This is a genomic window from Dehalobacter sp. TeCB1 (assembly GCF_001707455.1).
Lineage (GTDB): Bacteria > Bacillota > Desulfitobacteriia > Desulfitobacteriales > Syntrophobotulaceae > Dehalobacter > Dehalobacter restrictus.
In genome coordinates this window covers 1-20,706 of record NZ_MCHF01000065.1, presented here as the reverse complement: position 1 = coordinate 20,706, position 20,706 = coordinate 1, and the positions used below count along the sequence as shown (strand labels likewise).

The window sequence follows — 20,706 nt, the reverse complement described above, 5'->3', positions numbered from 1 at the left end:
ATACCTGTATATACACTTATTCACAATTGTGTGTAGGCTGTGGATAACTTTGTGGAAAAATATCCCTCTATGCGAATTGATTTATCATTCAACATCAATCATTGCAGATTGATCATTCCATATCAACAAGATTATCATCATTCAGGTCTTTTCTTTTGCCGCTAGCCAGATAGATGGTCCATTCACCCAGGTTTGTCACATGGTCGGCTACCCTTTCTAAGGAAAGCGCAACGAGCAGCAGATTGATACCCTGTGAAATATTTTTTTGGTCTTTTTGCATTAAATGCAATAGATCTTCATAGACCAACCTGTATAGTTGGTCTACCTCTTTTTCTTTCACTGCCAGGCTTTGCGCCATTTTTAAATCTTTATTCGTATACGCAATGATACTGTCTCTGAGCATCTCCCGCGCCAGTTTTGCCATCTTAGGAATATCGACCAGCGGCTTCACCAAAGGCTCATCGCTTAATTTAATCGTTACTTCCGCGATATCGACAGCGTGGTCGGCGATGCGTTCGAGGTCGGTAACAATCTTCAGCGCGGTCCCGATGGTTCTCAAATCACCGGCCATAGGCTGCTGCAGGGCTAGCATGGTTAAACATTTGTCTTCGATCTCAAGCTGAAAATTATCCACAATATCATCGTCCGCCAGAACCTTCTCTGCCAGTTTCAAGTCTCTTTCCTCAAGTGATTTCATTGCGGAGCTGATGACGTTTTCCACGAGATTACCCATCATGAGGACATCATGGCTCAGTTCTTCCAACGATGTTGCAAATGAATTTCGGGTCATAATACATTTCCTCCTTATCCGAATCTTCCAGTGACATAGTCCTCAGTCCTTTTGTCCAGAGGCTTGGTAAACAGTTCTTTCGTAACGCCGTATTCTATGACTTCCCCGTTCAGGAAAAATGCCGTGTAGTCTGAAATCCTGGCGGCCTGCTGCATGTTATGGGTAACAATAACGATGGTGTATTGTTCTTTAAGATCAAGGATCAGGTCTTCCAGCTTTGCCGTGGAAATCGGATCCAAAGCCGATGCCGGTTCATCCATCAGCAGTACTTCAGGCTGCACAGCCAGTAAACGCGCAATGACAAGCCGCTGCTGCTGCCCGCCGGATAATTGCAGCCCTGAACGGTTCAGCCGGTCCTTGACTTCATCCCAGAGAGCTGCTTCCTTAAGGCTCTTCTCAACAATTTCACTCAGTTTCTGCTTATCTTTCAGGCCATGGGCCCTCGGTCCATAGGCAACATTATCAAAGATCGACATCGGGAACGGATTCGGCTTTTGAAAAACCATTCCAATTCGTTTGCGGAGTGTTACCGGATCAATATCCGAGGTATAAATATCTTTATTGTCGAGATATACATTTCCTTTGACGGTTGCTCCTTCGACCAGGTCATTCATACGGTTTAGCGTTTTCAGGAAGCTGGACTTGCCGCACCCTGAGGGTCCAATCAGCGCAGTAACCTGATTCGCAAGGATTGGTAAGCTTATTGCGTGTAAAGCGTGAAAGCTTCCATAATACAATTCCAGGTCTTTGGTTACCATTTTATTATTTGTTTCTGTTAAGTTAGCTAACATTGATTACCACCTCTCTCTGTCAGTGACTCTGGCCGTTTCGTCCTGCAAGCCTTCCCATAAGACTATTGGCCAAAAAATTTATGATAACGATCACGATAATGAGCACGGTAGCACTTGCATAGGCATTCTTGGCCGATATTCCTTCCGACGCTAAAATATAGAGATGAACGGAAAGCGTCCGGGTTGGTTCAAGTATTGAAGTCGGCAATCCTAAGGAACTGCCTGCGGTCAGGATGACTGCCGCTGTTTCTCCGATTGCCCTCCCAATCCCCAAGATAACACCGGTTGCAATTCCGGGAAGCGCCGAAGGCAAAACAACTTTTCGTATGGTATACCATTTAGTTGCACCAAGCGCAAGACTGCCTTCACGGTATGAGTCCGGCACTGTTTTAATGCCTTCTTCAGCAGCTCTGATAATGGTCGGCAGGACCATAAATGCCAGTGTCAGCGCACCTGATAGAATGGACCATCCCATCTTCAGGGTAATGACGAACAGGACAAATCCAAATAAACCGAAAATAATTGAAGGTACAGCAGCCAGTGCTTCTGTGGCAAAACGGATGATTTGTACCAGCCGGCCCTTTTTTACGTACTCCGTCAGGTAGATGGCTGCACCAACCCCTATAGGTGTTGCCAGAACAATGCCTGCTACTGTCAGGTAGATGGTGCCGATAATGATGGAAAAAATCCCGCCTTCCTTGCCCATCCGCTTCGGTTCCTGGGTGATAAAATCCCAGCTTAGCCCGCTGATTCCGTTGATCAGAATATGCGCGATAATACTGAACAAAACCAGAAGCGTACAGATCGCAAACAACCAGAGCAATAATTTTGCTATTTTTTCTTCCAGCCGGGCTGATGCTTTCATTATTGCCACCTGCCTTTTGCACCAAACTGTACGATCAGGTTTAAGATCATGATAAAGATAAATAGGATGATACCGGTGGCAAATAGCGCTTGTTGATGTTCCCCTGAGGCATATCCCATTTCCATCACGATATTTCCTGTGAGCGTACGGATCGGGTCAAATAAAGTTCCGGGTATACGCGTCACGTTGCCTGTGACCATGATGACAGCCATGGTCTCCCCGATTGCTCTTGACATGCCAAGGACGACCCCTGTGATGATGCCCGAACGGGCTACAGGCAGTGATATCCATTTGATAGTCTGCCAGTAATTGGCCCCCAGCGCATAGGATCCGTCTTTATATTCGCTGGGAACCGCGCGCAGCGCAGTCTCGGAGAGATTCAGGATGGTAGGCAGGATCATGATGGCCAGAATCAGGGATCCTGCCAAAATGCTAAAACCTGTTCCGCCAAAATGGTTCCGGATTAAAGGAACAATGACTGCCAGGCCATAAAAACCGTAGACAACGGATGGAATCCCAGCCAGCAGTTCGATTGCAGGTCTTATCAGCTTAGCAGCTTTAGGCGGGGCAATCTCAGCCATAAAGATGGCTCCTGCGACCCCGAAAGGAATTCCCAGGACAAGCGCTCCCAAAGTTACAAGTATGGACCCGACCACCATCGGCAGGATCCCGTAGATGCCATGGGTTGGATCCCATGTTGTTCCGAGGACAAAATCAAAAAATCCTGTTTTCTGCAAAACAGGCCAACCCGAAATGATGACAAATACGGCGATCAGCGCAATGATAAAAATAGCAGCGACAGCGCTGAGAAGGAGTATTTTTTCAACGATGATTTCACTTTTTTTAAGGTGAATGCTTTTCTGCATGGATTGGTCTCCTCCGACGATTTTCCTAGTTATACAATAGCAATTATTTGTTGAGAAGACTTTGCGGAATTGTAACGATTTTGTAAATGTATGCTATCGAAATATCCGCATTAAATAACAAGAGATGCCTTAATAATCAAGACATCTCTAATATTTTCGATATATTTGATTTTATTAAAACTTAATAGTCATAGCTTGTTCCTCAGCATAAAATAGAATCGTGAGCCCCGCCCCAGCGTACTCTCCACTTGTATCCTCGTGCCATGGGTCTCCAGAATATGTTTGACAATCGCCAATCCGAGTCCCGTCCCCCCTTGTTTACGATTCCTGCCTTTATCAACCCGGTAAAACCTTTCAAAAACCCGGGGTAAATCATGCTCCGGAATTCCAGGCCCGGAATCAATCACCTCAAACAGTATTCCGTCAGACTTTTCGGAAGCGACGATTTTGACCTTTTCCCCTATTGCGGAATATTTTATAGCATTGTCCGTCAAATTTGTCAGCACCTGCTCGATCATGCTGTAATCTCCCCAGGCATATGGCAACTTCTCTGGACAAACGACAGTAAGTTCGATTTGCCTGGCTTCAAGCTGAGGCCTTAACTTTACCTCCAGTGAGTGCAGTAAAGCACTCACATCAATTTTCTGCCATTCCACCGAATCTTTCCCGGATTCAATTCTGGATAATTCCAGCAGGTCATCAACGAGCATCCGCAGCCGTTCTGATTCTGTCAAGATGATTCTGACAAATTCTCTGGCCGTCTCAGGGTCATCAAGCGCACCATCGAGCAGCGTTTCCGCATATCCTTTGAGTGAAGTGACAGGCGTTCTTAATTCATGGGATACATTGGCAACAAAATCCCTGCGCATTGTTTCCAGTTTCCGGAGATCCGTAATATCATGAAGCACCATGACGGCCCCGATGTTGGTATTCCCCTTTCCGAGAATCGGCGTAATATTAACTTCAATATTTTTCTCGTGCGGGGATAATATTAATAAATCATCCTTGGCGGCCTTATGCGTTTTTAGTGCCGTGTCAATCAGTGTACTTAATTGGTAATTGTTGATAATCTCAATTTGATGCCGATTGACATTTTTCGGTTCGATCTCCAGAATCTTCAGGGCTGCCGGATTAATCAAATCGATCTTACCATCTTCTCTGAGAAAAATAACGCCACTGACCATATTCGCTAAGACTGTTTCAAGCTTGCTTTTTCCGGTTGAGACTTCGTCAATCATTTCTTTCAGTTGCTGGGCCATTTGATTTAAAGCCTGCCCAAGTTTCCCGATCTCATCCTGACTGGTCGTGTAGGTACGCAGGCTGAAATCACCCCCAGCAATATTTTGAGCTGCGGCTGTCATTTCCTGAATCGGCCTTGTCAGACGCTGCGATAGCTTAAACCCTAAGATGCCGGCGATTACTGTAGCCATTAAGAGAGCTATGAACAGCATGCTCCACAGTTTGGATAGGGCCGTCGTAATTTCGGGCATCGGAAGCGCCAGGCGAACAAAGCCCTTAATTTCCCCGTCTTTCTCAACAGGCAGCGCCAGATACATCATTTGCGTATTAAGCGTTGTACTTTCTCTCTCCGCTATCCCGACACCTTCGCTGATCGCCTGGTGGATTTCGGGACGCCCGAGATGGTTCTCCATAAGCGTCGGCAGCTGCTCAGAATCACCCAGAACAACGCCATTTGCATCGATCACCGTAACCCTGGTGCTAGTAACGTTTGCAAGATCACCGGTAATTTTTTCAATATCCGAGACCATATTCAGCGAACCAAATTCATCAATAACCATTTCTCTGACCAATTTCGCCTCAACCAAAAGTTTAGCCTGCAGATTTTCAATAAAATAGTTATCGAGCACCTTGATAAGATAAACGCCTGATACAAGCATTGAAAGCAGTGCTAGTGCAATAAAGCCAACTGTGAATTTCATTTTCAGACTTTTCAACATCAGCCCCGCTCCTTAAACCTGTATCCGATCCCTCGAACCGTCTGGATATAAGACGGATTTTTAGGGTCGGGCTCAATTTTTTCTCGAAGCCTGCTGATATGAACATCAACAATCCTGGTATCACCCGCGAAATCATAGTTCCATACTCTGTCTAACAGCTGATCTCGACTTACCACTTTTCCTCGATGGCGGATTAAATACTCCAGTAGTTCAAACTCCTTTGGCGTAAGCGGTACAATCTGATCATTCACGCTAATTTCACGTCCGGAAAAATCAACAGCCAGCCTGTCGATCAAAAAAGTCTCGTGGTCAGGTGCTGCCTGAGTCGTTTGGGCCCGCCGCAATAAAGCGCGTACCCGGGCAATAAGCTCTCTCGGACTGAATGGTTTTGTCAGATAGTCATCCCCGCCAAGTTCCAGACCAAGAATTTTATCCAGCTCATCATCTCTCGCCGACAACATAATAACAGGGAGAGAACTGTCTTCTTTCCTGACTGCTTGGCAAATTTCATAGCCATCCATTCCAGGAAGCATAATATCAAGGATAAGCAAATCGGGTTTTTCAGAGCGAATTTTCCGCAGTGCGTCAAGTCCATCTCCTGAAACCTGAACTTCATATCCTTCTTTTTGAAGATTATAACTGATCAAGCGGGCAATCGCTTCCTCATCTTCCACAACCATAATTCTTTTGCTCATATCGTCCTCCCTTAGGAAAACCTTTTTTATTCAAAAATTAATGTCACTCCAATAAGTACAAGCTGTGTTTATTTCATATTATATAACAGAGTAATAGGTATTTCATCTTTCTGGCAAAACCAATTAAACAGGGTGGTAAGCCAACCCTGTTTAATCAAAATGAACTATCTTCATATTTTTTTGCCAAATTACTTATTTGACCAATACAAGACCTTCTTTTTGAATGACGCTTTGTCCTTCATCCGACATGACAAAGTCAATATAGGTCTTCACTGCACCCGCAGGCGCCGCTTTGGTCAGATAGAGGAACGGACGCTGGATTTTGTACGAGCCATTCAGGACATTCTCCGCATTGGCCTCAATACCTTCTACGGTTACTGCTTTCACCGTGTCATCAATGTTTGCCATAGAAATATAGGCAATCGCATTCACATCACCGGCTACAGAAGTTCTCGCAGCACCAGTGGAGTTCTGGACAATCGCTTTGTCACTGATCGGATTATCTTTGCCCATGACCAGTTCTTCAAATGCTCCGCGTGTTCCGGAACCCGCTTCTCTGGTAATCACATTGATTGTCTGGTTAGCTCCGCCAACTTCTTTCCAGTTGGTGATTTTGCCGCTATAAATCTTTTTAATCTGCTCGATGCTCAGATCTTTGACTACGTTTTTAGAATTGACTACGATAGCAACGCCATCCTTACAGATAACGGTTTCCGTCAGACCGGTCTCTTCAGGTTTCAGCTCACGGGAAGAAGATCCGATATCCGCGGTGCCTTCCTGGGCAGCTTTGATTCCTGCTCCGGAACCGCCTCCCTGGACGTTAACTTTTATGTTCGGGTTTTTCGCCATGAATGCTTCTGTGAGTGCTTCAGAAATTGGCTGAACCGAGGTGGACCCTGCGATGGTAATTTCTGCGGACTCAGTCTGTGCCTGCTGTTGGTCGGATTGGGAAGTGCTGTCTTTGCTTCCGCAGCCGGTGAAAGCTAAAGCCAGAATACCTACCAATATAAGCGTAAACAATTTTTTCATTTTTTAGTTCTTCCTCTCATTATTAAAGTTTTCAGTATAAACTGATCTCCTTCAATGTTTTTGCTATATATACAATAACAATTTATTATTGCGTAGACTTTGCGTAATTGTAACAATTCTGTAAATATTGCATAAAAAAAATGCCTCCGGTTTATTCTGAGGCATCTTTATTATGTCCTATATTTATGTCTTATTACTTCTCTCATTCTTTCCTGCTTTTTAGGGATTACCTTTACTGCCTGTCTGCCAGAACAATCCGAGGTTTTTCTCAAGAGACTTGCTGTCTTTGATGTTTCTGCGCCGCATCCAGTGTTTTGGAAACAGCTTTATATATTTCTTGTTGCTGTACCGCTCGTCAATAAGCAAAACGGCACCGATATCGTTTTCGCTGCGAATCACCCTGCCGGCAGCCTGCATCACCTTGTTCATTCCGGGATACATATACGCATATTCATAGCCGAGACCGTTTTTGCTGTTAAAGTAATCCCGAATGATATTCTGCTGAACACTTAGCTGGGGCAGTCCCACGCTTACAATCGCCGTACCAATCAGCCTGCTTCCCTTCAGATCAATGCCTTCGGAGAATATTCCGCCGAGCACGCAGAAAGCTACATAGGTTTTCTCAGGATTCTCTTTGAAACTTAGCAGGAAACGTTCCCGTTCTTCTTCAGCCATTGAAGCTTCCTGGGCCACAGCGGTGATATCGGGACAGGCCGAAGCAAACTCGGCAAAAACATCGTTCATATATTTATACGATGGAAAATAAACAATGTAATTCCCCATTTTCTGGGCGACAAAGGAACCAATCATCCGGGTAATCTGGTGAGCGCTTTGTTCTCTTTCTTTATACTTGGTCGAAACAGAGTCAGCCGTCAGCACGCAAAGCTTCCGATGATCAAATGGGGAATCGAGAGAGAGAATATGGTCTGCTTCACCTCCGCCAAGTACCTCCCGGAAATATTCCAGCGGAGACAGCGTCGCTGAAAACATCACCGCCGAACTGCCCCTTTTAAGAGCCTCTCCCAGCAAAAACGATGGATCAAGGCAGAAAAGCTTCACGGTTACCTCATCCCGCTTGGTTTCCACAAAAGTAACGTATCTTTCATCGTAAAATTCAGTGATTGCTGTAAAACCCAGCACATCAAAATAGAGCTGAAGAAAAGCACTATCCTCGCTTAAGCTTCTGTTTTCCTTAAGCATCAATTCACAAGTTCCTGTGTATTGCTGAAGAAGGCTCAGAAAATCCGCGGGCATTTCCGTCGTAATCAGATAGCCCTGCTCCCCGCATTGATGACGCAGGTCAATCATCTTTTTATTGATGCGGTTCAGGATTTTATCCAACGCTTTATTTCTACCCTTATACGCTTTTTTCACCTGGTAAAAAGCAGTTTTGTCAAGCTTTGCTGAGAACATTTCCCGCGCTCTGTCCACAAGGTTGTGGGCTTCATCGATCAGAAACACATAATCGCCGCTGTTGTCTGCAAAAAAGCGTCTGAGATGTGCTCTCGGATCAAAAACATAGTTGTAGTCACAAATGACGCAGTCCGCCAAAAGCGAAAGATCCAGGGAAAGTTCAAACGGACAGACTGTATGCTTCTGGGCGTATTTCTCGATTACACTTCTGGACAAATCATCAGACTCTTTGATCGCATCTAAAATGGCTGCATTAATTCGGTCGTAATGTCCTTTGGCATATTTACAATACTCGGGATGGCAGACCGGCTTTTCACAAAAGCAGATTTTTTCTTTAGCAGTCAGCGTCAAGGTCTTCATTTTCAGACCGCCTTGGCGCATTCTTTCGAATGCCTCTTCCGCAACCTGACGCGTTATCGTTTTAGCCGTCAAATAGAATAGTTTAGAGGTTTTTGCCTCTCCCATCGCTTTGATGGCTGGAAACAGCACCGAGATGGTTTTTCCGGTTCCTGTTGGGGCCTGCACAAACAGCTTCTTTCGTCCGGCTATGGCCCGGTAGGCCTGTACAGCCAACTCCCGCTGCCCCTGCCGGTAGACCGGGAAAGGAAATTGAAGCGCCTTGATCGAGGGGTCCCGAATCTCTGCCCATTCGGCAGAAAAGCTTGCCCATACCGAATACTTTTGAATAAGACTGCCGATAAATTCCGTCAGTTCACTGATTGCAAAAAAATTAAGCCATTGTTTGGTTTCATTGGTCTCCAGATTGAAATACGTCAGTTGAACGACGGCTTCTGTCAGAGCGTTCTGGACAGCGTAAATATACGCATAGCACTTAGCCTGCGCCCAATGAGCGCCGCTGAAATCCTTGTCAATAGAATCCAATGGCAGTACCGTGGTTTTTATTTCTTCAATAACGGTCCGGCCTTCACAGCTGAAAATGCCGTCAGCACGTCCCTCCAACGTATAATCAATGCCATTGTAACAATATGCTTCAGAAAGTGAAACTTCGCTTCGATAGTCCTCATAGGTTTCACGGTTCCTCTTCTGCAGGATCCGGTGCGCTTTAGCCCCTTCCGCCATCCTGTCCTTGGAAGCATACCTGCTGTCAATGTCCCCGCAGCGCATTATTAATTCAACCAGCTGTCTGATCGGAAGCTTAATCATGGTTTCAGTCCATTCTCCCAAAAATAGGTGCAAATTGTGCGAATCCTATTTATTCATACTTAAAAACGGCAAACTTAATCTTGATCCCCTGACCTGTAAATTTTGTTTCGTATTCGGTCATGATATTTTCTTCAAAACCACTTTGATGCAAATCGTATGTCCGGTATAATTCCTGAAAACCGGTCTCCTGAAAATACTGCAGACTATCCTCAAAAAGTAGTTCATCGTCCGTTTTGAACCAAACCTCCGATCCTTTCTTTACAAAGGTCTGGTACTTCCTCAGAAAGTTAGGATGCGTCAACCTGCGTTTATGGTGCCGTTTGCTGGGCCATGGATTGCAGAAATTAATATAGATTTTATCAATTTCATCCTGTCCGAAAATACTGTCGGTATCTTCAATACGCATGGAAACCAATCTGACGTTAGGCAGCTTGCTTTGATTAAGTTTCCTTAACACACAAACCAGCACTTCCGGGTAGGAATCAATTGCAATATAATTGATATTTTTAGTTTTGCCTGCAAGAGATGCGATAAAATCCCCCCGGCCGCAGCCCAGTTCCAAATGAACCGGATCATTATTGTCGAATACTTCATTCCACTTCCCTTTGCATTCCGCAGGGGCTAAAATGGTCTTGGTGTCTTTCTCTAGTTCGGGCTTTGCGCTCCGTTTTCTCCTAAGCCGCAATTATACACTGTCTCCTTCCAATGCTTATCAATCGAATAGAGGTCTTACCGTTCCTGCATTACCCTATAATCCTTATCAATAAGGGGACTTTCATAGGCCGGTCTGATGATTTTATCTGCATTGACCAGTTCTTCCAAACGGTGAGCACTCCACCCGACAATTCTGGCCATCGCAAACAACGGCGTATACAGTTCCAGCGGAATATCCAGCATACTGTAAACAAAGCCGCTGTAAAAATCCACATTGGCACTGACACCTTTATAAATTTTCCGTTCCTTAGCGATGACCTGAGGAGCCAGTCTCTCAATCATTGCATATAATTCAAAATCACTTCTTCGGTCTCTGTCATCCGCCAGCTTCTCGACAAAGCCTTTGAAGATTTGGGCCCTTGGGTCGGAAATGGAATAAACAGCATGTCCCATCCCATAGATAAGACCTCTTCGGTCAAACACTTCCTTGTTCAAAATCTTCGTTAAATAGCTTTTGACCTCTTCTTCATCCCTAGGGTTGGCAACGTGGGATTTGATATCAGCCACCATCTCGACAACTTTGATATTTGCTCCGCCATGTTTTGGCCCTTTCAGAGAGGATAAGGCCGCCGCAATGACGGAATACGTATCCGAGCCGGAAGAAGAAACAACTCTGGTCGTAAACGTAGAATTATTTCCCCCGCCATGTTCCATATGCAGCACAAGCGCGATATCAAGCACCTTGGCCTCAAGTTCTGTAAATTGTTTATCCGGTCTTAACATTTTCAGGATATTTTGAGCTGTGGAGAGCTGGTCATCAGGTCTGTGGATATAAAAGCTTTCGTTGCATTCATAATGATTATAGGCATGATACCCATACACGCACAGCATCGGAAAAATGCTGATCAGCATCAGACATTGCCGCAAAACATTATCTAAAGACACATCGTCTATGGTCTCATCATAGGATGCCAGGGTAAGAACACTCTTTGTCAGAGAATTCATGATGTCCCTGCTCGGTGCTTTCATAATCACATCACGCACAAAATTTTTAGGAAGATTTCTGCTTTCCACTAAAATGTCTTTAAAGTGGGCTAATTGTTCTTCATTAGGCAGTGATCCAAACAGAAGCAGATAAGTTATTTCTTCAAAGCCATATTGCTGATTATGTGCAAATCCTTTGACCAAATCGGTGATATTGTATCCCCGGTAAAGAAGTTTTCCGTCACAGGGAATCCGTTTTCCATCAACTTCGTCATGAGACTTGATTAAAGAGATATTGGTTAACCCGGCAAGTACACCTTCCCCGTTCTTATCTCTTAAGCCGCGTTTTACGCCATACTCATTATAGAGGCTTGGATCAATCCAGCTGTTTTCCTGACAGATCTTGCTGTACTTATGTGTAAAAGAATCAATTGTTTCCTTTTTATTGCTGGTCATTTTCTCCTCCGATTCTTAGTTAATCCTGTCTCATTTACCTTATTTGATTGATTATCCTTAAAATAGGATATGGCCGTTCTTTCAAACAACTTTATTATACTATCAGGGTTGTTTGTTGTAAATATCATTTATTTACCCTAACAAGAAGGCCAACAAAGAAAGAACCGCCTCTCTTCGTCGGCCTTACATCATCTTTGATTCACATGGATAACTATTATTTTAAACCCAGGACCTGGTTTATAATATTGATTACCTTGTCTTCCTCAAAAGGTTTAATAATGTAATTCTTGGCGCCCAATTTAATTGCCTCGAAGACCCTGTCTTTTTGGTTAATTGCGCTTATCATAACCACCCTGGCATCAGGGTACCTGCCGAGCAATTTACCAAGCGCCTCGATGCCGTCTGACAGAGGCATCGTAATATCCATTGTCACAATATCCGGATGCAAATTTCCATATTCAGCCAGGGCCTGCATGCCATTGAGCGCTTCGCCTATGACTTCATGCCCGCCTCTCCCCATGATAGCAGCTAAATTTCTCCTCATAATTGCAGAGTCATCAACGATTAATACCTTAGCCATTTTTCCTCCTCAGTTGTAACTAGTACAACGTTCCTGAAATAAATTCTCAAATAGAGGATTGCGTTAAACTCCCGGGTTGGCCTGTGCGCCACAATTCCGCTTTCGGCTGTTGCGCCATCCGTGGCGCAAACAGCCGCGCTCCGCCTCCATGCTTCGCTTAACGCTGGAATTGTGACCCCCAGACCTCATTGTGGGTAATCAAGCTTTATGAATGATTTGAGCAGGGAATTTGAGAACCTTGTACTAGATAGCGCCACCTTCCATTGGCAGCAGAAAATTGAATTCTGTTCCGGTATCAGGGTTTGTCACAATGTCCAAATGACCGCCTATTTTTTCAAGTTCTTGTTTAACGATCGCCATGCCGATGCCGCGTCCCGAAATCATCGATGCACTGTCTTTGCTGGAAAGCCCGTCTTCAAAAATAAGTGGGATAATATCTTTATCGTCCAGCTCTGCCAGTTGTTCTGCGGTAAATACCCCAAGCTCAAGCGCTTTTTGTTTGATTCCTTCCAAGTCTAAGCCTTTGCCGTCATCAGCGATCTTTAATAATATTTGATCTTGAACTAATTTCATTTCGCAGACAACGCGGCCCTTTTCTTCTTTTCCGGCTTTGATTCTGTCTTCCCTGTTTTCAATGCCATGATCTACGCAGTTCGCAAAAATATGAATCAGTGATTTGGTAAAGGCCTGATACCTTTTTGTATCTACAGGAAACTCTCCGCCTTCTAGTTCAAGAGGATACAACGATTTCTCCAAGCCCTGAGCTAAGCCTTCTATAGTATTAGGGTAAGCAGCTAAAAGCTCTTTGAACGAGCGGTAACGCAATTGCCTGACTTTGGTAATCAAAATATTGGCCTCCTGCGATGGAATAAGCGTCGCTATTTGATCTTCCAATTCAAGCAGTTTTGCTTCCGGAATCTCGATGATTTTATCTCTGACAATAAAATTCTCCCCTAGTGTTGACTGCAGAATACGCAAACCTTCATTCAGAGCATGTTCAAGATTCAAATTTTGCAGGAGCATACCTAAACCAGTACTGGTTGCTGAATCCCTTTGTTCAAAAGATTTGATCTCTTCTTCAAGATGGTGAAGAGAACGAACCATATGCATCATCTCAAACTGGCCAAATTCCCCTTTAAAGGTATGAATCCTTCGTTTGACATCGACAATTACCCGCTGAAGCGGTTCTTTGCAAATAACCAGCTGCGGTACGGTCATCTGGCAAAAACGCTGGTAATCTGAAATAAGTTCCAAAAGGTCATTACGGCTGATAACAGCCTTAACAATCATTTTAAGTGTTTTGCGTTCATTTTCCATTTGTTCCTGCAAAGCGCGTTTTTCCGTAGCATCCGTTAAGATAACCATCAAAGCTTGTGCTTCTTCCTGACACTTATCCACGATAAACTTGTATTCGATTTTTATATAGTAGTTATTCAGGAAAATGACATCCGGCAGAAAAGAAAGGAATACCTCCCTGCGTACCGGGTCATTCTCCTGAAAACATTCCAGAAGAACTTTGTTCACAAAGTCTCTTTGTTCCTGGTCCTCCGGATAAATTAAGTCCGAAAAGTTACGTTTATCTAAGTCAGGACCCAATAATCTCTGGCATTCAATGCTGTATTCAGGTTCAATACACAGGTCTGATCCAAAAGACAGGAAGCCCTGCCCGGCATTATTGAGTAAATTTTTCACAGACTGCATACTTTGTTTAAGATTTTTTTCGACGACGCGCCGTCTTCGTATTTCTTCACTGAGCGTGAAATAAATAAGCAAGCCGAAGAGAACGACCATGGCTGCTGTATAAAGAATGATCTGCCCGACGCGTTTGGCCAATTCCTGATAAATATATTGGATATCTACATCTGTTCCGACTGCGCCTATGACCTGACCCTCGGCATTGACCAATGGTGCATAGCCGGTAATCAAAGTACCCCAAAGCGTTGAAGTCTGCGCTCTCGTGTGAAAAGCTTTGGTATGCGTATGTGCTGCCGGTGTAGACAGTTCATCGGTCTCTCCTAAAGACACCTTCTCCGAATCGAAAATGTATTCAATTTGGCTGGGTGATATTCGATGCTCGACATATACATACTTTACTCCGGTTTCAGCTTGAATACGCTGAAAATATGCCTGCATCTCTCTAAAATAATCATTAGGCTCTTTCTCCGCAAGTAACTTTTCATATTCAGCAATATTAACACTGTCAGCAACAACCCGAGAGATGGTCATCGCGTTGATGCCGATATCATCAAGGGTCTTATTATACCAGGACCTGATCAAGAGAATTTGAATTAATACCAGCAAAGCAAGAATAAGAACGTTAACCGTTCTTGCCAGTCTTCTCCGATTATTTTCCAATTAATATCCCTACTTATAAAAATTGTTTCTGGGAAAATTCTACATAAATCTACAAAATACCTTTTTCCATTATATCAAATAAAAAAGCAGACTTAAACTGTCTACTTTTTTCGCAATATTTCGTATTTCCACTAAGTATACTCTTTTATTTGTCGTTCGCTCACTATACTATTCTTAGAGCTGATTACTGCAGTTTAAGACATTAGCAATCTTATGCTTAACCATATTTTTGATGGCTTCTCTAGCCGGTTTTAGATACTGACGGGGATCAAAATCAGCAGGACTATTCGCCAAATACTCGCGGATTGAAGCCGTCATGGCAAGGCGCAGATCGGTATCAATATTTATTTTGCAGACTCCCATGGTCCCAGCCTTATGAAGCATGTCTTCGGGGACACCCTGCGCTCCCTTGATATCTCCTCCGTATTCGTTGCATTTTGCCACAAATTCCGGCAGTACCGTAGACGCGCCGTGTAAAACTAATGGGAAGCCAGGAAGCAGAGAGGCTATCTTTTCAAGACGCTCGAAATCAAGCATCGCTTCTCCCTTGAACTTATACGCTCCGTGACTGGTGCCAATCGCAACAGCCAGGGAATCACAGCCAGTTTTATGGACAAATTCGGCAGCCTGCTCCGGATCCGTATAGCTGCTGTCCTTAGCACTGACATTTACTGCATCTTCAATGCCGGCAAGTCTGCCTAATTCGGCTTCCACGACGACGCCTTTCGCATGGGCGTACTCTACAACCTTTTTGGTAACCGCAATATTTTCGGCAAAAGACAGCTTAGAACCATCGATCATCACCGATGTGAAACCGCCGTCAACACAAGCCTTACAAATCTCAAAGTCTTCCCCGTGATCCAAATGCAGGCAGATCGGCAAACCCGTATCCTCCACTGCAGCCTCTACCAGCTTCATTAAGTAAATATGTTTGGCATATTTCCGGGCACCCGCAGAAACCTGTAAAATTAAAGGTGCTTTTTCTTCCTTCGCAGCATCAACAATTCCCTGAATAATTTCCATATTGTTAACGTTAAATGCTCCGACAGCACATTTTCCATAGACTTTTTTAAACATTTCAGCAGAAGTTACCAGTGGCATATTAATTCCCTCCAGATATTTTTTATATGTATGCTTTTGTATAGTATTACCCAGTTGAAAAATTATTTTTACCGTTTTAGTGACGGCTTTAGTTTATATTAATTGCCTGAAAACTTCAATAGTCCTTATAAACTTACTTATTCATTCGACATCATTTGCCTACATTTTCATTATATCGATATGTCATATCATGCTTTCCCTTTTGACATCTTGACACTGTTTTGCTTGATCAATTATAGTATGTTTGAATGAAGAAAGTTATGTTCTGTTTTTCTTGTGCTGTTCAGTCAGACATCCATAAGGAGAATGCTCAAGGAGGACCTACAAATACCATGAAGAAACATGATATTATCCTAGTTGGCATCATTATCTTAATCGTGCTCATCGGTTTAGGTAGAATAAAATTCTATCAATCCCAAAATGAAAAAGACCTCAGGTTTGCCGAAATCACACAGAATAACGTGCTTATCGAACGTATTGATTTAAATGCGGTTCAGGAACCGCGGGAAATTACCCTTCCAGGCAAATACCATGAGATTGTTCTGGTGGAAAAAGGCCGCATCAGATTTAAAGAAACCAACTGTCCCGACCAGATTTGTGTCCGGACAGGCTGGCTGGAAAACCCAGGGGATTATGCTGTTTGTCTGCCCAATAAGGCAATTATCAATATTACTGAGAACTAAACTTGCGTTCATCTACCGGAATAAATGCAATAACACGACAATAACACCCCCAGCCAAAGGACTGGGGGTGTATGATTTGAATAGGAACTTTTACTTGAAATAATGGATGCCGCCCTCAAAAATGGGCTGGTATTTGTTGCCGGGGACGTTTACAGCAACACCGGTTCCGGTCCGTTCGGAATGCGCCATTTTGCCCAATACCCGTCCGTCAGGGCTGGTGATCCCTTCAATGGCGTCAAAGGAACCATTCGAATTATCCTTGCTATCGTTGCTTGGTGTTCCATTCAGATCGACATATTGGGTAGCGATCTGCCCGTTCTGGATCAGCTTGCTGATGACTTCAGGACTCGCGACAAATCTTCCTTCGCCATGCGAAACCGGAATGGTATGTGTCTCGCCCAATTCAATACCGCTAAACCAGGGGGAAAGTGTGGAAACAACCTTGGTCCGAGCCATGCAGGAAACGTGGCGTCCGATCTTGTTATAGGTCAACGTAGGATCTTCTGCGTTTATTTCTTTGATTTCCCCGTAGGGGACCAGTCCCAGCTTAATCAAAGCCTGAAAGCCGTTGCATATTCCGAGCATCAGGCCGTCCCGCTGTTTCAGAAGGTTCATGACGGCATCTTTGATGCGCGGGTTATTAAACAAGGTGGCAATAAATTTTCCCGATCCGTCCGGTTCATCTCCGGCGCTAAAACCGCCCGGAAGCATGATGATCTGGGAGTTATTGATTATTTTGACCATTTCTTTGATCGAACCTTCAATATCTGCGGCGCTGAGATTTCGAATAACCATGGTTTCGACCAGACCACCGGCTTTCGTGAAAGCTTTGGCAGAATCATATTCACAGTTTGTGCCCGGAAAAACAGGGATAAATACCCGTGGTTTTGCTGCTTTAATCGCCGGTCTGAAAGTACTGCGCTTGTCAAAGCTGACTGCCCGGGGTTTTTCGGTATTTTCGGCATTCTCAACCTTGCTTGGAAAGATTTTTTCCAGCGGCATTTCCCATTGGCTCAGCATATCCGTCAGCAGCAACTCGACTCCGTTGACAGCGATTGCTGGTTTCTCCTGCGTGCAGCCGAGTAATTCGTATTCGACATCGCCAAACAAAGCAGGCAGGTCAGCTTTCTCATCCAATTCCAACAGAATCGAACCATAATCTGTCTGGAACAGGTCTGAAGACTCTATTTGTCTGCTGAAATGGAAACCAATCATATTGCCGAAAGCCATCTCGCTGACAGCGCCGGCAATCCCGCCCATTCTGATCGAACGTGAAGAGCGCACCCAGCCTAACTGAATCAAGTCCAAGACCTTTACAAAGTTTTTTGCCGCCATAGTAAAGTCAGGGATTTCCTGTTCGTCCCGGGTCAGTTTCAGCAGGACCACGTTGCTTCCGGCCTGTTTAAATTCCTGGGATACGACTTTGCGGGCATCTGCAGTACAAACGGCAAATGCGACCAGGGTGGGCGGGACATTCAGCTCCATAAAGCTGCCCGACATACTGTCTTTTCCGCCTATAGCGGGAATGCCCAGCTGCTTTTGAGCATAATATGCGCCCAATAAAGCACTGAAAGGTTGCCCCCATTTGCCGGCGTCGTTGAGTTTGCCAAAATACTCCTGCAAGGTAAGGCGTATCTTGCGGTAATCTCCGCCTATGGCCACTGCTTTCGCAACGGCATCCAGCACCGCATATAAAGCCCCGTGAAACGGGCTCCATTTGGCCAGTTGCGGGTTATAGCCATACGTCATGATCGTAGCTGTCGTCGTATCACCTTCAAGTACCGGCAGTTTGGCAACCATGCCTTCAGCCGGGGTCAGCTGGTATTTCCCGCCTAACGGCATGAGTACCGATGCCGCGCCGATCGTACTGTCAAATCTCTCGATCAGTCCCTTTTTACTGCAGACATTCAAATCGCCTAAATTAGCATTCCAGGCTTTACGTAAATCCGGCAGTTCCCGGGTCACTGGGCTGGGGATAGCGTTAAAGTAATTTTGTGTTTCCAGCGGTGCTGCCACTTCAACCTTCGTCTTTTGTTTGACCCCATTGGTATTCAGAAAGTCACGGCTGAGATCTAAGATCGTCTTGCTCCGCCAGGACATTTTAAGCCGATGATCGCCGGTTACCCGGGCAATAATGGTTGCTTCAAGATTTTCTTCGGTTGCCAGGCATTTAAATTTATCCCAATCCTCAGCTGCCAGGACGACAGCCATGCGTTCCTGGGATTCGGAAATCGCCAGTTCTGTCCCATCCAGACTTTCGTATTTTTTTGGCACGGCATCCAGACAGATATCAAGGCCGTCAGTCAGTTCCCCCACGGCAACAGAGACACCACCGGCGCCAAAATCGTTGCATTTTTTAATAAGCGTACTGACTTCCGGGTTGCGGAACAGCCGCTGAATCTTTCTTTCATTCGGCGGATTGCCCTTCTGAACTTCGGCGCCGCAGCTGGTCAGCGATTCCAGCGTATGTTCTTTGGAAGAGCCCGTCGCTCCGCCGCAGCCGTCCCGGCCTGTCCTGCCGCCAACCAGCACGATCACATCACCTTCTTCAGGAGGTTTGCGGATGACGTTTTTTCTGGGGGCAGCACCGATAACCGCACCGATCTCCATTCTTTTAGCGATAAAGCCTTCGTCATAGACTTCGGCGACCTGACCTGTCGCCAGTCCGATTTGATTGCCGTAAGAACTATATCCGGCTGCAGCAACGGTGGTAATCTTTCTTTGAGGCAGTTTACCGGATAAAGTATCTTCGACCTTTGCCCGTGGATCGCCGCTGCCGGTGACCCGCATCGCCTGATAGACATAGGTCCGGCCTGACAACGGGTCTCGGATCGCACCGCCCAGACAGGTGGCAGCACCGCCAAACGGTTCGATTTCTGTCGGATGATTATGCGTTTCGTTTTTAAACATTACCAGCCATTCTTCTTCCCGGCCGTTCACCTCGGCAGTCACAACAATACTGCAGGCATTGATTTCATCGGATTCATCCAGATCATCAAGGAGGCCTGCCATTTTAAGCTCTTTCATCCCTATTGTAGCGATATCCATCAGACAAATGTCCTTAGTGGGCAGCTTGTCCTGATATACCTTAGCTCTGGAAGCCTTATAGCAATCGAAAGCCGTTTTGATAGGCCCGGAAAAAATTCCATCCTTAATATCGACTTCTTCAATTTCAGTCTGGAATGTCGTGTGCCGGCAGTGATCGGACCAGTAAGTGTCAATCGTTTTAATTTCAGTCATGGTCGGGTTTCTTTTTTCCGTATCCCGGAAATAGGACTGACAGAACAGCAAGTCTTCGACGCTCATGGCAAGATTCATGTGCTGCTGCATCGCAGTAATTTCTTCCGGTGTTTTGGTGATAAATCCTTCCATCGTTTCAACGTCGGCCGGTTCTGCTGCTTCAAATTCTAGACTCTGCGGTTTTGCCAGCGAAGCTTCCCGCGATTCGACCGGGTTAATGCAGTATTGTTTGATTCTTGCAAAGTCCTGATCCGATAGTTTTCCTTCCAGGATAATCACTTTGGCTGAAGCAATCAGCGGACGCTCTTTCTGGGTCAGCATCTGGATACATTGGGCTGCCGAATCCGCCCGTTGATCGTACTGACCTGGCAGATACTCCATCGCAAAGACCCTGTCCCCTGACGAGATGTCCAGCGTTTCCTCGTAAAGGATATCCAAGGGAGGCTCGGCAAAAATAATCGTACGGGATTTCTCATATTCTTCATCGGTAATCCCGGAAATATCATAGCGGTTGATCGTTCTGACCCCCTGCAGTCCTGCAATGCTTAAATTATCCCGAAGATCTGCAAAAAGTCCCTGAGCTTCGATATTGAACCCCTGTTTTTTCTCCACATACAATCTTTTTACAGCTTGTAACAAAATATAGTACCTCCATTTCTGGTGTGCAACATAATTCTAACTTCTGTCTTGTACATTTTACGCTCATGCAGTCCATATCACAATACCTGTTTTATTGGTAGACCCACTGCGTCGATTTTGTGATCCGCAGCATAAATACCGAATGGCTGTGCATATTGAGTCGAATATATTCGTTTAGTATTAGTATAATTCGAAAAGACTGGCCGTCAAGGGAAAACAGAATGTTCTGCAATTATAAAGTTGCCTATTCGAAATAGTTCCTTTACATGTATTTTATAGTAGAATTAACTAAGGGAAACACTGATTAAATCGCCCCCCGGACAAAAAAATGGTAAAATTAAAGAAAACAGTAACAGGTGGTAAAAATGGGGCAACAAACCTTTTCGGATATAGAATACTCAAACCGACGGAAGAAAACGAAACGAGAAGAATTTCTTGAAATA

Annotated in this window: 15 protein-coding genes; 1 reads left to right on the top strand and 14 read right to left on the bottom strand. The window is 44.8% G+C overall.

What is annotated here, in order from left to right; genetic code table 11:
* Nucleotides 1-112 precede the first annotated feature (112 nt).
* The 13 genes from phoU to fba form a co-directional block, all read right to left on the bottom strand.
* The gene (phoU, locus tag A7D23_RS13530) at nucleotides 113-790 is read right to left on the bottom strand and encodes a phosphate signaling complex protein PhoU (protein ID WP_019224619.1); all 678 of its coding nucleotides are present in this window, start codon (nucleotides 788-790) and stop codon (nucleotides 113-115) included.
* 14 nt (nucleotides 791-804) lie between these two features.
* The gene (pstB, locus tag A7D23_RS13525) at nucleotides 805-1,581 is read right to left on the bottom strand and encodes a phosphate ABC transporter ATP-binding protein PstB (RefSeq protein ID WP_019224618.1); all 777 of its coding nucleotides are present in this window, start codon (nucleotides 1,579-1,581) and stop codon (nucleotides 805-807) included.
* Nucleotides 1,582-1,600: 19 nt separating this feature from the next.
* Entirely contained in the window at nucleotides 1,601-2,446 is an 846-nt protein-coding gene (gene pstA, locus A7D23_RS13520; protein WP_019224617.1) for a phosphate ABC transporter permease PstA, read from the bottom strand.
* Nucleotides 2,446-3,312 carry a phosphate ABC transporter permease subunit PstC gene (gene pstC, locus A7D23_RS13515; protein ID WP_019224616.1) on the bottom strand — a complete coding sequence of 289 codons (867 nt, stop codon included), beginning with the start codon at nucleotides 3,310-3,312 and terminating at the stop codon, nucleotides 2,446-2,448. Before pstC ends, pstA begins: the two co-directional genes overlap by 1 nt.
* 188 nt (nucleotides 3,313-3,500) lie before the next feature.
* On the bottom strand, nucleotides 3,501-5,270 hold the full coding sequence (locus A7D23_RS13510) for an ATP-binding protein (protein ID WP_019224615.1): 1,770 nt from the start codon (nucleotides 5,268-5,270) through the stop codon (nucleotides 3,501-3,503).
* Nucleotides 5,270-5,965: a response regulator transcription factor gene (locus A7D23_RS13505; RefSeq protein WP_019224614.1), complete on the bottom strand. Its 696-nt coding sequence runs from the start codon at nucleotides 5,963-5,965 to the stop codon at nucleotides 5,270-5,272. Before A7D23_RS13505 ends, A7D23_RS13510 begins: the two co-directional genes overlap by 1 nt.
* A gap of 192 nt (nucleotides 5,966-6,157) precedes the next feature.
* Nucleotides 6,158-6,994 carry a phosphate ABC transporter substrate-binding protein gene (locus tag A7D23_RS13500; protein ID WP_019224613.1) on the bottom strand — a complete coding sequence of 279 codons (837 nt, stop codon included), beginning with the start codon at nucleotides 6,992-6,994 and terminating at the stop codon, nucleotides 6,158-6,160.
* A gap of 219 nt (nucleotides 6,995-7,213) precedes the next feature.
* On the bottom strand, nucleotides 7,214-9,571 hold the full coding sequence (locus A7D23_RS13495) for an ATP-dependent DNA helicase (RefSeq protein ID WP_019224612.1): 2,358 nt from the start codon (nucleotides 9,569-9,571) through the stop codon (nucleotides 7,214-7,216).
* A 49-nt stretch (nucleotides 9,572-9,620) separates the two neighbouring features.
* Nucleotides 9,621-10,256, bottom strand: a complete 636-nt coding sequence (gene trmB, locus A7D23_RS13490) for a tRNA (guanosine(46)-N7)-methyltransferase TrmB (RefSeq protein WP_019224611.1) — start codon at nucleotides 10,254-10,256, stop codon at nucleotides 9,621-9,623.
* A gap of 44 nt (nucleotides 10,257-10,300) precedes the next feature.
* Complete coding sequence (locus A7D23_RS13485) at nucleotides 10,301-11,665, bottom strand: citrate/2-methylcitrate synthase (RefSeq protein ID WP_019224610.1); 1,365 nt, start codon at nucleotides 11,663-11,665, stop codon at nucleotides 10,301-10,303.
* Nucleotides 11,666-11,879: 214 nt separating this feature from the next.
* On the bottom strand, nucleotides 11,880-12,245 hold the full coding sequence (locus A7D23_RS13480) for a response regulator (protein WP_019224609.1): 366 nt from the start codon (nucleotides 12,243-12,245) through the stop codon (nucleotides 11,880-11,882).
* A 243-nt stretch (nucleotides 12,246-12,488) separates the two neighbouring features.
* A complete protein-coding gene (locus A7D23_RS13475) occupies nucleotides 12,489-14,600 on the bottom strand; it encodes an ATP-binding protein (RefSeq protein ID WP_019224608.1) in 2,112 nt (703 codons plus the stop codon).
* A 174-nt stretch (nucleotides 14,601-14,774) separates the two neighbouring features.
* A complete protein-coding gene (gene fba / locus A7D23_RS13470; protein WP_019224607.1) occupies nucleotides 14,775-15,701 on the bottom strand; it encodes a class II fructose-1,6-bisphosphate aldolase in 927 nt (308 codons plus the stop codon).
* Nucleotides 15,702-16,033: 332 nt separating this feature from the next.
* On the opposite strand from fba, the gene A7D23_RS13465 reads away from it, so the two are divergent.
* Nucleotides 16,034-16,384 (top strand): NusG domain II-containing protein, encoded by a 351-nt coding sequence (locus A7D23_RS13465; protein ID WP_019224606.1) that lies wholly within the window; start codon nucleotides 16,034-16,036, stop codon nucleotides 16,382-16,384.
* 90 nt (nucleotides 16,385-16,474) lie between these two features.
* On the opposite strand, the gene A7D23_RS13460 is transcribed toward A7D23_RS13465, so the two are convergent.
* Complete coding sequence (locus A7D23_RS13460) at nucleotides 16,475-20,266, bottom strand: phosphoribosylformylglycinamidine synthase (RefSeq protein ID WP_034361587.1); 3,792 nt, start codon at nucleotides 20,264-20,266, stop codon at nucleotides 16,475-16,477.
* Nucleotides 20,267-20,706: the final 440 nt, after the last annotated feature.